At 68.3% G+C, this 14,642-nt stretch carries 6 protein-coding genes; 3 read left to right on the top strand and 3 right to left on the bottom strand.

The annotated features are described in order from the left end of the window. Positions 1 to 24 precede the first annotated feature (24 nt). The gene (locus FMQ63_RS03580; protein ID WP_011552337.1) at positions 25 to 3,492 is read left to right on the top strand and encodes a methylmalonyl-CoA mutase family protein; all 3,468 of its coding nucleotides are present in this window, start codon (positions 25 to 27) and stop codon (positions 3,490 to 3,492) included. 134 nt (positions 3,493 to 3,626) lie between these two features. Here FMQ63_RS03580 and ybaL read toward each other — a convergent pair whose 3' ends face one another. After that, positions 3,627 to 5,378: a YbaL family putative K(+) efflux transporter gene (gene ybaL / locus FMQ63_RS03575; protein WP_011552336.1), complete on the bottom strand. Its 1,752-nt coding sequence runs from the start codon at positions 5,376 to 5,378 to the stop codon at positions 3,627 to 3,629. Between the two features lie 316 nt (positions 5,379 to 5,694). On the opposite strand from ybaL, the gene FMQ63_RS03570 reads away from it, so the two are divergent. Both FMQ63_RS03570 and FMQ63_RS03565 read left to right on the top strand, forming a co-directional pair. Beyond that, a complete protein-coding gene (locus FMQ63_RS03570; protein ID WP_225909892.1) occupies positions 5,695 to 7,356 on the top strand; it encodes a hypothetical protein in 1,662 nt (553 codons plus the stop codon). A gap of 91 nt (positions 7,357 to 7,447) precedes the next feature. Then, positions 7,448 to 10,468 carry a DEAD/DEAH box helicase gene (locus tag FMQ63_RS03565; protein ID WP_011552334.1) on the top strand — a complete coding sequence of 1,007 codons (3,021 nt, stop codon included), beginning with the start codon at positions 7,448 to 7,450 and terminating at the stop codon, positions 10,466 to 10,468. Between the two features lie 17 nt (positions 10,469 to 10,485). Here the strand turns inward: FMQ63_RS03565 and FMQ63_RS03560 are convergent, their stop codons facing one another. Continuing rightward, positions 10,486 to 11,907 carry an FHA domain-containing protein gene (locus FMQ63_RS03560; protein WP_011552333.1) on the bottom strand — a complete coding sequence of 474 codons (1,422 nt, stop codon included), beginning with the start codon at positions 11,905 to 11,907 and terminating at the stop codon, positions 10,486 to 10,488. A 2-nt stretch (positions 11,908 to 11,909) separates the two neighbouring features. Further along, complete coding sequence (gene trxA / locus FMQ63_RS03555) at positions 11,910 to 14,207, bottom strand: thioredoxin (RefSeq protein WP_011552332.1); 2,298 nt, start codon at positions 14,205 to 14,207, stop codon at positions 11,910 to 11,912. Positions 14,208 to 14,642: the final 435 nt, after the last annotated feature.

The raw sequence follows: 14,642 nt of genomic DNA, 5'->3' as shown, positions 1-14,642 counted from the left end.
AACGGCGCTCTTACTGTACGCGCCGTGCGAAACGTCCAGCAGACACCCGTTCCCCAGCCCTACAAGCCTCGTTTCCACGTCCGCATCGTGACGGCCGCCTCCCTGTTCGACGGGCATGACGCCGCCATCAACGTGATGCGCCGCCTCATGCAGTCCTCGGGCGCGGAAATCATCCACCTGGGGCACAACCGCTCGGTGGCTGAGATTGTCGACTGCGCCATCCAGGAGGACGTGCAGGGCATCGCCATCACGTCCTACCAGGGCGGTCACGTCGAGTTCTTCAAGTACATGATTGACCTGCTGCGCGAGCGGAAGGCCAACATCAAGGTCTTCGGCGGCGGTGGCGGCACCATCCTCCCGTCGGAGATTGAAGAGCTCCACCGCTACGGCGTCACGCGCATCTACTCGCCGGACGATGGGCGGGCCATGGGCCTTCAGGGGATGATTGACGACCTCATCTCCCAGTGCGACTTCGAGAAGCGGCCGGCGGACTTCGCGCCCCTGCTCGATGCGCCCTCGATGCGCGAGCCGTCCCGGATTGCCCCGCTCATCACCATCGCGGAGAACTTCGCGTCCCAGGGCGCGGCCCTGCGCGAGGCCATGTCGCATATCCAGGCCAGGGGCCCGCGCGTGCCCATCCTGGGCATCACCGGCACCGGCGGAGCGGGCAAGTCCAGCCTCGTGGATGAGCTGGTGCGCCGCTTCCTCGCCGACTTCCCGGACAAGACGCTCGCCGTGCTGTCCGTGGACCCGTCCAAGCGCAAGTCCGGCGGCGCGCTCCTGGGCGACCGCATCCGGATGAACGCCATCGACAATCCGCGCGTGTACATGCGCTCGATGGCCACCCGCCAGAGCAACCTCGCCCTGTCCAAGCACGTGGGCGACTCCATCGAAATCTGCAAGGCCGCCGGCTTCGACCTCATCGTGGTGGAGACCTCCGGCATCGGCCAGTCCGACACCGAAATCACCGAGCACTCCGACGTGGCGCTCTACGTGATGACGGCGGAGTACGGCGCGGCGACGCAGCTCGAGAAGATCGACATGCTCGACTTCGCGGACGTCATCGCCATCAACAAGTTCGACAAGCGCGGTTCGCTGGACGCGCTGCGCGACGTGCGCAAGCAGTGGAAGCGCAACCACAACGCCTTCACCACCGCCGATGACGCGGTGCCCGTGTTCGGCACCATCGCCTCGCAGTTCAACGACCCGGGGATGAACCAGCTCTACCGGGCGCTCATGGACACCATCTCCACGAAGACGGGCGCGCCGCTCAAGTCCGGCTTCGAGCTCACGCCGGGGATGAGCGAGAAGAAGTGGATCATCCCGCCCGAGCGCACGCGCTACCTGGCGGAAATCGTCGAGGCCTGTGAGTCCTATGACGGCTTCGTGAAGGCCCAGGCCGCCATCGCCCGGCGTATGTACCAGCTCCACGGCACCATCGAGGCGCTGCGCACCAACGTGGGCAGGAAGCGCCTGGAAATCGTCGAGCCCAAGGACCCCTCGGACACGGTGCAGGTCACCGAGCGCGTCGAGGGCGAGCCCGCCTACCTGAGCGAGCTGGTGGAGCTGTACAAGGATTTGGAGTCGCGGCTCCACGCCGACTGCCGCCGGCTGCTGGCCGAGTGGCCCGCGACGAAGCGCCGCTACGCCGCGTCCAAGTACCAGTTCCAGGTCCGCGACAAGGTCATCGAGCTGGACCTGTACGCGGAGACGCTCTCCCACCTGCGCATCCCCAAGATTGCCCTCCCCCGTTACGAAGACTGGGGTGACATCCTCACCTGGCTGCTGCGGGAGAATGCGCCGGGCGCCTTCCCCTTCACCGCGGGCGTCTTCCCGCTCAAGCGCGAGGGCGAGGACCCCGCGCGCATGTTCGCCGGCGAGGGCGGCCCGGAGCGCACCAACAAGCGCTTCCACTACGTGTCGCGGGGCCTGCCCGCCAAGCGCCTGTCCACGGCCTTCGACTCGGTGACGCTGTACGGCGAGGACCCGGACCACCGGCCGGACATCTACGGCAAGGTGGGCAACTCGGGCGTGTCCATCGCCAACGTGGACGACGCGAAGAAGCTCTACTCCGGCTTCGACCTGGCGGACCCGTCCACGTCCGTGTCCATGACCATCAACGGCCCCGCGCCGATGCTGCTCGGGTTCTTCCTCAACGCCGCGGTGGATCAGCAGTGCGAAAAGTGGATTCGCGAGAACGGCAAGGTCGACGAGGTCGAGAAGAAGATTGATGCCCTCTACCGCGAGCGCGGCCTGCCGCGGCCCCGCTACCAGGGCGACTTGCCGCAGGGCAACGACGGGTTGGGCCTGCTGCTGCTCGGCGTGTCCGGCGACGAGGTGCTCCCGCGCGACGTCTACGAGCGCATCCGCGCGAAGACGCTCCAGTCGGTGCGCGGTACCGTGCAGGCGGACATCCTGAAGGAGGACCAGGCGCAGAACACCTGCATCTTCTCCACGGAGTTCGCCCTGCGGGTGATGGGCGACATCCAGCAGTACTTCATCGACCAGAAGGTGCGGAACTTCTACTCGGTGTCGATTTCCGGCTACCACATCGCGGAAGCCGGGGCGAACCCCATCTCCCAGCTCGCCTTCACGCTGGCCAACGGCTTCACCTTCGTCGAGTACTACCTGTCGCGGGGCATGGACATCGACGACTTCGCGCCCAACCTCTCGTTCTTCTTCTCGAACGGAATGGACCCGGAGTACGCCGTGCTGGGCCGCGTGGCGCGCCGCATCTGGGCCAAGGCCATCCGGGACAAGTACGGCGGCAATGACCGCTCGCAGAAGCTGAAGTACCACATCCAGACGTCTGGCCGGAGCCTGCACGCGCAGGAGATTGCCTTCAACGACATCCGGACCACGCTGCAAGCGTTGCTCGCGCTCAACGACAACTGCAACTCGTTGCACACCAACGCCTACGACGAGGCCATCACCACGCCCACCGAGGAGAGCGTGCGCCGCGCGCTCGCCATCCAGTTGGTCATCAACAAGGAGTTCGGCCTCTCCAAGAACGAAAACCCCAGCCAGGGTGCGTTCATCATCGAGGAGCTGACCGACCTGGTGGAGGCGGCGGTGCTGGCGGAGTTCCGCGCCATCTCCGAGCGCGGCGGCGTGCTGGGGGCCATGGAGCGCATGTACCAGCGCTCCAAGATTCAGGAGGAGTCCCTCTACTACGAGACGCTGAAGCACGACGGGACGCTGCCCATCATCGGGGTGAATACGTTCCTGGACCCCAAGGGCTCTCCGACGGTGACGCCGCCCGAGGTCATCCGCGCAACGACGGAGGAGAAGAACTACTCCATCACCTCGCGCGACGCCTTCTGGAAGCGGAACGAGGCGACGGCGCCCAAGGCCCTGGAGGCCGTGCGCCGCGCGGCGCTGGACAACGGCAACATCTTCGCCGCGCTGATGGACGCCTGTAAGGTCTGCACGCTCGGCCAGCTCTCCCGCGCGCTGTACGAGGTGGGCGGGCAGTACCGGCGCAACATGTAAGGCTGACACCGCGTCCCCAGCCGGGCGGACGCGGCGATGAAACGCACGGGCCGAGGCGCTTGCCGCGCCTCGGCCTTTTTCATGTCACGACGACGCCGTCTCGAGTGGGAGCCGCACCGCAGTTCCCGCGGGCCTCAAGGCACCACGGCGTCCGCGGGTGCCGGCAACAGAGGCCCGGCCTTCAGTGCGGACAGTCGCTCCAGCACGTAGTCCAACATGCTCCGTGCCAGCGCGTGCTCGCCCATCACCACCCGGTCCACGCCCAATGACACCAAGTAATCCCGCTCCTCGTCCCCATGCGTGCGCACCACCGCGGGAAGGGACGGATTCACGCCTTTGGCCTGCTCCACGATGGCGCGGGCCTGCAGCGCGTCCGGCGTGGCGACGATGAGGATGGACGCCGTATCCAGGTGCGCGTGCTCCAGGATGCCGGGCACCGCGGCGTCCCCGTAGATGGCGGGCACGCCCTCCTCACGAAGGCGCTCCACGTACTCGCGGTTCTGCTCCACGACCACGAAGGGAATCTTCTGCTCCGTCAGGCTCTGGCCAATCACGCCGCCCACGCGCCCGTAGCCAATCAACACCGCGTGCTCGCGCAGTTGCACGTCCCCCATGCCAATGGGCAGGTCGGACAGCTCATCTTCCTCGGGGTCCATGCGCGCGGCGAACCTTGGGTGCCGGCGTAGCCACGCCAGCAGCGGATCAATGGTCTTGAAGACGAGCGGATTGAGGGTGATGGACAGCAGGGCTCCCGACAACACCAGGCTCTGCCCTTCTTTCGGCAGCAGCCCGAGCGTGACGCCCAATCCCACCAGGATGAATGAGAACTCCCCAATCTGCGCCAGGCTCGCGGACACCGTGAGGGCGGTGTTCACCGGGTAGCGGAACGCCAACACGATGAAGAAGGCGGCCAGCGACTTGCCCAGGACGATGATGCCCAGCACGGCGAGGACCTCGAGCGGCTGCTTCACCATCACCATCGGGTCGAAGAGCATTCCCACCGACACGAAGAACAGCACCGAGAACGCGTCCTGGAGCGGCAGCGAATCCTCCGCCACCCGGTGGCTGAGCTCCGACTCACTGACCACCACGCCCGCGAAGAAGGCGCCCAGCGCGAAGGAGACGCCGAAGAGCGCGGCGGCCCCGAACGCAATCCCCAGCGACACCGCCAGCACCGACAACGTGAACAGCTCGCGGGAGCCCGTCTTGGCCACCTGGGTCAGCAGCCAGGGCACCAGCCGCGTGCCGGCGACCACCATCAGCGCCACGAAGAGGCACACCTTCCCCAGCGTGAAGGCCAGGGTCCAGATGAGGCTGTCTCCAGCGGCCGCCGTCGCGGGCGTCTGCGTGTCGGCGGAGCCAAGGACGTTGCCCAGCGCGGGGAGGAGGACCAGGGCGAGCACCATCGCCAGGTCCTCGACAATCAGCCAACCCACCGCGATGCGGCCATTCACCGAATCGAGGATGCCCCGCTCCTCCAAGGCGCGCAGCAGCACCACGGTGCTGGCGGTGGACAGCGCGAGGCCGAACACCAGGCCCGCACCCAGGCTCCAACCCCACCAGTGCGAGACCGCGGTCCCCATCACGGTGGCCGCCGCGATCTGCACGACGGCGCCCGGCACCGCGATATTGCGCACGGCGAGCAGGTCCTTGATGGAGAAATGAATCCCCACGCCGAACATCAGCAGGATGACGCCAATCTCCGCCAACTGACCGGCAAGGCCCCCATCCGCGACGAAGCCCGGCGTGAATGGCCCCACGGCCACGCCCGCCAGGAGATAGCCCACCAAAGGTGGCAGCTTCAGCCACCGTGCGACGAACCCACCGACGAAGGCCAGTCCGAGTCCAACTGCGATGGTGGCGATGAGCGTGGTGTCGTGAGGCACGGCGGAATCTCCCTGGGCGCTACGCGGATGGGGGTATGAAAAAGCGGCGCAACGAGGAAGCCGGCCCTGGGGGCGGAACCCTCGAACACCTTTCGAGCATGGGTGGTCTTGAGCGGACGCTCGCGCTGCTGCAGTGAGATTCCGCCGGGCGGGAATCTACTACGGCGCGGGCTCGTTCCCAACCCTCATCCGCACGCGGAAAGTGATGCGCCCGCCAAGCATCACTTCAAGTAGGCAACGCGCCATGTCACCCCGTGGGCAGTGCGTCGGCGCGTCCCCAGGTTGGGGAAAGAGCACATCCCCGCGGAGGTCCCCCATGCGTGCTCCCCTGCCCTATGTCTTGATGTTGGCCATGGCGGTCGCCGGCACGTCCGCCGCTGCGGCGGAGCACTCGGCCCCGACCCTGGATTCCCTGGCAGACGGCGCGTTGCTGCTCGACGGGCTGGGGACGCACGAACGCCAGGTCACCACGGCCTCCCCCCAGGCCCAGGCCTTCTTCAACCAGGGCCTGCGGCTGGCGTATGGCTTCAACCACGACGAGGCCGCACGCTCGTTCGCCCGAGCCGCGCAGTTGGACCCCACCTGCGCCATGTGTTTCTGGGGCGTCGCGCTGGTGCTGGGTCCCAACTACAACATGCCCATGCTGGCGGAGAGTGCGCCCGCCGCCTGGGACGCCCTCCAGCGCGCGCGGCAGCTCGCACCCCGTACGACGCCGGTGGAGCAGGCGCTCATCACCGCGCTCGTCCAGCGCTACCCCGGCCCGAATGCCCTGCCACCGGAGAAGATGGCCCCCTTCAACGAGGCCTATGCCAGCGCCATGGCGGACGTGGCCGCGCGCTACCCGGAGGACCTGGACGTGCAGACGCTCCATGCCGAGGCCCTCATGGACCGGAATCCCTGGAAGCTGTGGTCGCTGGACGGGGCGCCGGCTCCGGGCACGGAGCAGATTGTCGCCACGCTGGAGTCCGTGCTCACCCGGGCCCCCTACCACCTGGGCGCGAACCACTATTACATCCACGCGGTGGAGGCCTCGCCGAACCCGGAGAAGGCGGAGCCTTCCGCGGACCGGCTGGGCGCTCTGGCGCCGAAGGCGGGGCACATCGTCCACATGCCGGCCCACATCTACCAGCGCGTGGGCCGCTACGCGGATGCATCGGAAAGCAATCGGAAGGCGGCGGCGGCGGACCTGGCCTACCAGAAGCAGGCGAAGCCGCGCGGCCACGTCTACCCCATGTACACGTCCCACAACTTCGGCTTCCTGGCGTACTCCGCGTCCATGGAGGGGCGGAAGCAGGAGACGTTGGAGGCAGCCCGGGCCTCGGCGAAACACTTCCCGCCGGAGCTGCTCACGATGATGCCGGGCATGGACTTCTTCGTGGCCCAGCCGCTGTTCGCCATGGTGCGCTTCGGGGACTGGGAGGGCCTCCTCGCCGAGCCCCGCCCGAACCCGAAGTACCCCGTCCAGACGGGCCTCTGGCTCCACGCGCACGGCATGGCGCTGGCGGCCACGGGGCAACTGCCACAAGCCCGCGCGGAGCTGGCCGAGCTGCGACAACTGGCCCGCACCGTGCCTCCGACCCTGGCCGCGAACCTCAACACCGCGAAAGACGTGCTGGGCGTCGCGGTGCGCGTGTTGGAGGCCCGCGTGGCCCAGGCCGAAGGCCGGCCCCAGGCCCTGACGCTGTGGCGGGAAGCCGTCGACGCCGCGGACCGGCTCTCCTACGCCGAGCCCGCGGACTGGTTCTATCCGGTGCGCCACTACCAGGGCGCCGCGCTGCTGGAGGCCGGGCGCAATCAGGAAGCGGAGGCCGTCTACCGCGAGGACCTGCGGCGCAACCCGAAGAATGGCTGGGGCCTGTTTGGCTTGACGCAGTCGCTCGAAGCGCAGGGACGCCATGAGGAGGCGGCTCGCACCCGCTCCGCTTTCGAGAAGGCCTGGGCGCGCGCGGACTTTCCGCTCACGACGACCGCGCCCTGATGACAAGGGACACCCCCTGACACCCCGCCGCACCCGGAACGAGGCCCGGGTTGCACGAGGCTCCGCATGGGGATAGGGAAGCAGGCCTCGTATGTCTGCGACCGCGGAGCTGCTCGATGCCGTCCGGGAGGAAGCGCGCCCGGACACCTGGTCTGCCGGCACGGGCCTCGCTCGCGCGGGCGCCGTCTCGGTGCAGTCCGTGGATGAGGAAGAGGCCGTGCTGCGGGTGCGAGTGCCCAGCCGGCCCGCCCCCGTGAAGACGGTGCTCTACCTGGATGAGGCCATCTGGGAGTGCGACTGCCGCGGCCGGGTGGACCCCTGCGAGCACGTGGTCGCGGCGGCGCTGATTCTCCACCAGCATGCCACGGCGCGGCGTACCCCCGCGCAGCGTCCGGCCACCCCCGCCGCGCGCCCAGGTGCGAACACCATCACCAGGCCCAGCGCACCCGCGGCTGGCGCGCCGAAGCCGGAGCGCATGGTGTACCGGTTCAAGCGCGTGGACGGCGGGCTCCAGTTGGAGCGGCTGGTCGTGCGTCCGGACAACACCGCGCGACTGCTGGCGCGCAGCCTGGCCTCGCTGCTCACCAATCCCGTGGAGGCCGCTCGCATCCAGACGCAGCCGTGCGACCTGCTCGCGGACAAGCTGCTGCTGAAGCCCACCCGGGGCGCGCTGCCACCCGAGCGGCTCAACGCGCTGCTGCGCGTCCTGGAGCCCGCGCGCACCGTGCTCTTCGACGGCGCCCTGGTGTCGGTGACGAGCGAGCCCCTCATGCCCCGCGTCACCGTGGAGGACCGCGGTGAGAACACGGTGCTCAAGGTGGAGAAGGACCCGCGCGTCACCGAGGTGGTGAGCCCCGGCCTCGCGCTGTGCAGCGGGACGCTCTGTCCCCTGGGGGAACAAGGCCTCACGGGACCCTGGCTGGAGAAGCTGCCGCAGGAGCGCGCCTTCGCGCCCCACCAGATGGGAGACCTGACGGGAAAGGTGCTGCCGGACATCGCACGGCGCATGCCGGTGGATGTGCGAAGTCAACGGCTGCCGCCCATCGACCGCACGCTGAAGCCTCGCATCTCCCTGGAGTTGAACCAGCTCGACACCGGCCTCTCCGTGCTGCCGACGCTGGTGTATGGCTCGCCGCCGACCGTGCGCATCGACAGCGGACGCATGGTGTACCTGAAGGGCGCCGCGCCCGTGCGCGACGAGGCCGCCGAGCAGATGCTCATCCACCAGCTCCGCGACGAGCTGAACATGGCCCCCGGGCGGCGCGTCACGGTGCAGGGGAAGGAAGCCGTCCAGCTCGCCGACAAGCTGCGGCGCTGGCGCGGGGGCCTCACGGGGGATGGCGCGGCGGTGGTGACGAACCCGAACGTGCAACTGCGCCCGGTGCTCAAGGTGGACACGGGCGCCGTCACCGAGGGCGTGCCGCACGTGGGCTTCTCCTTCGACTTCCAGGTGGAGGGCGAGGACCGGGAGTCGCCCCGCTCCGTGGATGCGGCGGCGGTCATGCGGGCCTGGGAAGAAGGGCTCGGGCTGGTGCCGTTGGAAGGTGGCGGCTGGGCGCCCCTGCCCGCGGAGTGGCTGAAGTCCCATGGCCAGCGCGTGGCGGACCTGCTGTCCGCGCGAGGCCGGGATGGCCGGCTCGCCAACCACGCCATCCCGCAGCTCACTGGCCTGTGTGAAGCGCTGGAGCACCCCTCCCCGCCGGGCCTGGAGCGGCTGGCGCCCCTGGTGAAGGGCTTCGAGAAGCTTCCCGAGCCGCAGCTGCCGGAAGACCTCACGGCGACGCTGCGCGCGTATCAGCTCCAGGGCGTGAGCTGGCTCACCTTCCTCCGGCAGGCGGGACTGGGCGGCGTGCTCGCGGACGACATGGGCCTGGGCAAGACGCTGCAGACCATCTGCACGCTGGGCCCGGGCACCCTGGTGGTGGCGCCCACGAGCGTGCTGCCCAACTGGGAGGCGGAGGTGAAGCGCTTCCGTCCCTCGCTGAAGGTCTCCGTGTACCACGGCCCCGGACGCGCGCTGGATGAGTCGGCCGACGTGACGTTGACGACGTATGCCTTGATGCGCCTGGACGCGGAGGTCCTGGGCGCGAAGCAGTGGAGCACCGTCGTGCTGGACGAGGCCCAGGCCATCAAGAACCCAGACAGCCAGGTGGCGCGAGCCGCGTATGGATTGCAGGCGGACTTCAAGCTGGCGCTGAGTGGCACGCCCATCGAGAACCGGCTGGAGGAGCTCTGGAGCCTGATGCACTTCACCAACCAGGGCCTGCTCGGCGGACGGAAAGACTTCGAGGAGCGCTGGGCGCGGCCGGTCGCGGACAACCACAAGGGCGCGGCGGAGCGGCTGCGGGCGCGCATCCGGCCCTTCATCCTGCGCAGGCTCAAGCGGGACGTGGCGCCGGAGCTGCCGCCCCGGACGGACGCCGTGCGCCACGTGACGCTCACGGAGCGGGAGCGCGCCGTCTACGACGCCATCTACGCGGCGACGCGCGAGGAAGTGGTGTCGCAGCTCGAGGCGGGCGGCAGCGTGTTGAAGGCCTTGGAGGCCCTGCTGCGGCTGCGGCAGGCGGCGTGCCACCCGGCCCTCGTGCCGGGCCAGCAGGCGAAGACCTCGTCCAAGGTGCAAGCCCTGGTGGAGGCACTGGGTACGGCGGTGGAGGACGGGCACAAGGCGCTGGTCTTCTCACAGTGGACGTCGATGCTGGACCTCATCGAACCCGCGCTCCAGGAAGCGGGCATCGGCTTCATCCGGCTGGATGGCAGCACGGCGAACCGAGGCGCGGTGGCGGCGTCGTTCCAGGACCCGAAGGGCCCACCGGTGATGTTGATTTCCCTCAAGGCGGGAGCGACGGGGCTCAACCTCACGGCGGCGGACCACGTCTTCCTCGTGGACCCATGGTGGAACCCGTCCGTGGAAGCACAGGCCGCGGACCGCGCGCACCGCATCGGTCAGCAGCGGCCTGTCATGGTGTACCGGCTGGTGTCCCAGGGGACCGTCGAGGAGAAGATTCTCACGCTCCAGGCGAAGAAGCGGGAGCTGTTCGAGGCAGCGCTCGGCGGCGGCTCCGGAGCCACCGCGATTACGCGTGCGGACCTGATGCAACTCCTCGAGTAGCCGCCGCCCCCTCTTGTTCAACCGCCCGCGGGACGCATCGTGAAGGACACGGCCTCCGTGCCGAGCATGTACTCGTCACCGTCCGAGACCTGCTGCCGTGTGATTCGCTCGTTGTTGAACCAAGTTCCGTTCGAGGAGTTGAGGTCCTCGATGAAAACCTCGTCCCCCACCCGCGTCACGACCGCGTGCTCGCGCGAGACACGCTCCGACTTCACGACGAGGCTGCAGCGAGGGCCCCGGCCAATCGTGAAACGCTCCGTGGAGACGGCCACCGGCGCGCCTTGCGCCCACTGGACGAAGACCTCCAGTGGCGCGGGAGCCTTCACGATGTTGGTCGTCTCCGCCGACTGGTCCTCCAGAATCGTCGCGGCTTCGTCAGGTGGCCGGATCTTCGGCACAGGACGCGCCACCAGTGGACGTGCCGTAATCGGCGTCGCGACGGGTGCCTCCACCTTGGCAGCCTCCGCGGGCTCATCCTCGATACCCAGTGCCGCAAGCTCCGCGGCAATGTCGTCACTGGACACATCCCCCTTCACACCGCTGCCCGCCGGTACCTCCGCCTCATCGTCCGACGCAGCTTCTTCGGACTCCGAGTCGTCCTCCGAATCCTCCTCCTCGGCATCCTCATCGGACGCATCGTCTTCCGAGTCCTCATCCGACGACTCCTCGGCATCCTCATCGGACGCATCGTCTTCCGAGTCCTCGTCCGACGACTCCTCGGAATCCTCATCATCGGCGTCGTCAGACTCCTCGTCATCGGAGTCGTCGGATTCATCATCGTCGGCGTCGTCAGACTCCTCGTCATCGGAGTCGTCGGATTCATCATCGTCGGCGTCGTCAGACTCCTCATCATCGGAGTCGTCGGATCCATCATCGTCGGCGTCGTCTGATTGCGCGGCCAGCCCCTCCGACGGCAGCACGGATGCCTCGACCTCCGCGAGAATCTCCTGCATTCGCGCGAGCACCAGCTCAGTGGAATTCACCTGCGCCACGGACAATGGCACCGAGGTGACGCCAGGAGGTTCCGTCGCGGGCTCCTCCGTCGCGTCGTCCGCCGAGAAGGCGCCCACGACCGGGGCAGCCGTATCCGCCACCACTGCCACGGCAGACACCGACTCCTGCGCGCCGCCCCCTGGATTGACGGGCGGAACAGCCGCTGCCACCGGTTCGGGGACCGGAGGCGCGACCACGCTCGACGCCACCACCACGGGTGCAGCGGCCTGGACCACGGGCTCCGCAGCCGTCACGGCCCCACCGGCCACCTGCGCCTCCCCGCCCAGCGACACCGCGGTGGGGGACACGTAGCCATTCTGGCGCGCGAGTTGGAACAGGGCCTGCGCCACCAGCGCATCCCGGTCCACGCCCATGTCGCGGCTCATCAATTCCAGCGCCCGCCACAGGGGCTCGGAGACTTCAATCGTCTGACGAATCCGCTTCATGACTACCCCCTCAGATTGGCCTGCCACGGAGACACGTGGTTCGCGTCGGTCAGCCAGAAGAACATCGCCTGCGTCTCCGCGTACTGCTCTTCGGCAATCCCCGCCAGATTGGGATGCAGCTCCTGGAGGGCAACCCCTTCGAAATCGAACGTTGGCAGGTCCGGGTCGATGCGACCACGGGACCGCCGGTTGCGGCACTGCCACAGCCGCTGCGTGGCCTGTCCCGCGGCCTGACCGAAGTCGGCCGGAGGCGTCAGCGCATCCGGCATCCGAATCGAATCCACCCCGCACGCCCACAAGAGCCAGGTCAGCGCGCTCCAGTCTCCACGGGCCGCACGGGACAAGGCCGGAATCCCCATCCCCTTCGTGGACAGCGTCTCGTCGACATCCACCGAGTCACCATCCGCGTCCTCGACCTCCGTCTGCTCCAGTTCGACGGGCCCGTCCGGCAGCAAGGACGACACATCGGGCGGCAGCCAGGGCACGTTCGTGCCGGGCTTGAAGCGGGAGAGAATCTCCGCGCGCAGCAACTGGAGTCGAGTGGCGTACTTGCGGACCACGGCCTGCACCGCGTCCAGCTCCTTCGTGGGCCCGTCGGGGACCTCATCGAACGTGCAGTGCGCGGGCTCACGTCCCGGCCAGAACTCGAAGCGCGGAAACAGCACCCGCCGGTAAGCCGAGAGGAACTTCCACGAATCCGGCTCCGCCGGCGCCAGCGCCTCCGCGTCCTTCTGCATCTGCTCGCCCAGCCCCAGGTTCGCCAGGATGAGGCTCCGAGTGAACAGGTACGCCGAGCGCTCCGGCGCGAGCAGCATCGCGGCCAGGATGAAGTCCAACGCCGCCCGGGGCCGGTCCTGCTGGTCGTGGAGCACCGCGAAGCCCCGAAGCAACATCGCGGCCTCCGCGCCACGCATCATCGCATCCGCCAACGCCGCCCGCTCATCCCCCGCGCTGTTCATCACGCCTTCGGCATTCTCGCGAGCACTCGCCTCCGTTCGAGGCAGGGTGAGCGACTCGAGCCATGCCTTCAGCGGGCCCGCATCCAGCGACACGGCGCTTGCCCGCGCCATGGCCAGCAGCGCCTCCCGGTATCGCCGGTCCGCCCGAGCCTGCTCGGCGAACGCACGCCATTCAGCGGCGCTCCTCGGAAGGTTCGAGAACACCTCCGAGGCATCCAACGTCTCGTGGTCCTGGACAACGCCCAGGTCCCGGGTGACGACAGCGTTGCCCTCCGCATCCAGCAACTTCCACGTGCCGCACGCGAAGTCGTCCTCCATCTCCCCTTCGTCGAACCGCACCCGAGGGTCCGCGTACTCGTCCACGGCGCGGGAGTGATAGCGGCCATGCCGGCTGCCTTCGTGGAATTCGCACTCCCAGAGGAGCTGCCCCTCCCGGTCCCAGAATCGGCACAGCCCGTGCCGCTCGGCCTTCGCGTTGAGCGACACGGACGCCCACTGGTCCTGGTCCTCGCGGTACTCAGCCTTCTCGGGGAGGTTCGCGGGCCGCGTGGGGTACGGCTCTCCGGTGGAGGGCACCACGCGTTCGCCGGCGCCATTGTAGTGCAGCACCTGCGTCACGCGGCCGTTCGCGTAGACCATCACCGTGCGGCGGACCTTCTCGCTGACGCCGTTCTCATGCATCCGCTCGGTGGTGAATTGGTCGGACGCGTACCAGGTGCGCGGGCCGTGCAGATTGCCCTGCTCGAACGCGCCATCCTGGGACACCTCTCCGCTCTCATGGAAGCGCTTGAAGGGGCCGTGGGGCTTGCCGTGGACGAAGATGCACTCGTTGCAGAGGGTTCCATCCGCGCGCCAGTACTTCCAGGGGCCGTGCTTCTCACCCTCCTCGTCGGTGTCGCCGGAGCACCACTCCTCGTCTCCGGCGTCCCATTCCGCGTGGGGCGGAATGCCAGGCGGCGGCGTCCCCTCCTCCGTCAGCTTGCGGTTCGCCGCCCGCTGCTGCTCGACGGCCAGGTCCACGGAGTCCAGCTTGCTCAGCCAGGTCGCGAACGCCGAGGCCGACATCGCGCCCGAGGCGCGCCGGACCTCGACGCCATCCTTGAAGGCCACCAGCGTGGGAATGGAGCGAATCTCCATCCGGCCGGAGACCTCTTCCTGCGCCTCCGTATCGAGCTTGCCGAAGGTGATGTTCGGGAACTCCTTCGCGGCGGCCTCGAAGGTCGGCGCGAAGCCGCGGCAGGGACCACACCACTCCGCCCAGAAGTCCACCACGCACACCCCGGCCTCCTGGGTGATGCGCTCGAAGTTCTCCTGGGTCAACTCAACGGTCTGTCCTGCCAAGGCGACTCCCTCGCGAGATGCGTGGGACGATAGAAATGAGCGAGGGCCCTCACGTCAACGGTGCAGTTCACGAACGGCACACGCGACGCTCGAACACCGCCAAGTTCGGGAATCCACACGCGAAATCCGTCTCAGAAAGCGAAAAAGCCCAAGCTTTGAGAAGAACGTGCCCGCGAAGTCCGGCGTGAGCCGCTCGGAGCGCGGGACACCGCCAGTAGAATCCGTGAATGAAAGCCGCCGACGACGAGCCCTACGCCCCGTTCTGGCGTACGCCCAGGGACTCACGACGGAGGTCGTCGGGAAGATGCTGCGCCCCTGGCTCGATGGGTCCGCCCCACCTGGGAGAGGTCACCACGACCCCGGGTGAAACAGCCCCGCGAAACTCCTGAAACAATTACAATACCGGTAGGTCGCTGAGCGAAGGGCCTTCCGCGA

This window comes from Myxococcus sp. CA005, from assembly GCF_006518205.1.
GTDB lineage: Bacteria > Myxococcota > Myxococcia > Myxococcales > Myxococcaceae > Myxococcus > Myxococcus xanthus.
Note: the sequence above shows the minus strand (reverse complement) of the source record. Positions and strands in the feature narration are given on the sequence as shown.

Coding starts and splice junctions, on each gene's coding strand:
- FMQ63_RS03565 (WP_011552334.1), top strand. CDS start 7,448: ATGTCTGCGACCGCGGAGCTGCTCGATGCCGTCCGGGAGGAAGCGCGC.
- FMQ63_RS03560 (WP_011552333.1), bottom strand. CDS start 11,907: ATGAAGCGGATTCGTCAGACGATTGAAGTCTCCGAGCCCCTGTGGCGG.
- FMQ63_RS03570 (WP_225909892.1), top strand. CDS start 5,695: ATGCGTGCTCCCCTGCCCTATGTCTTGATGTTGGCCATGGCGGTCGCC.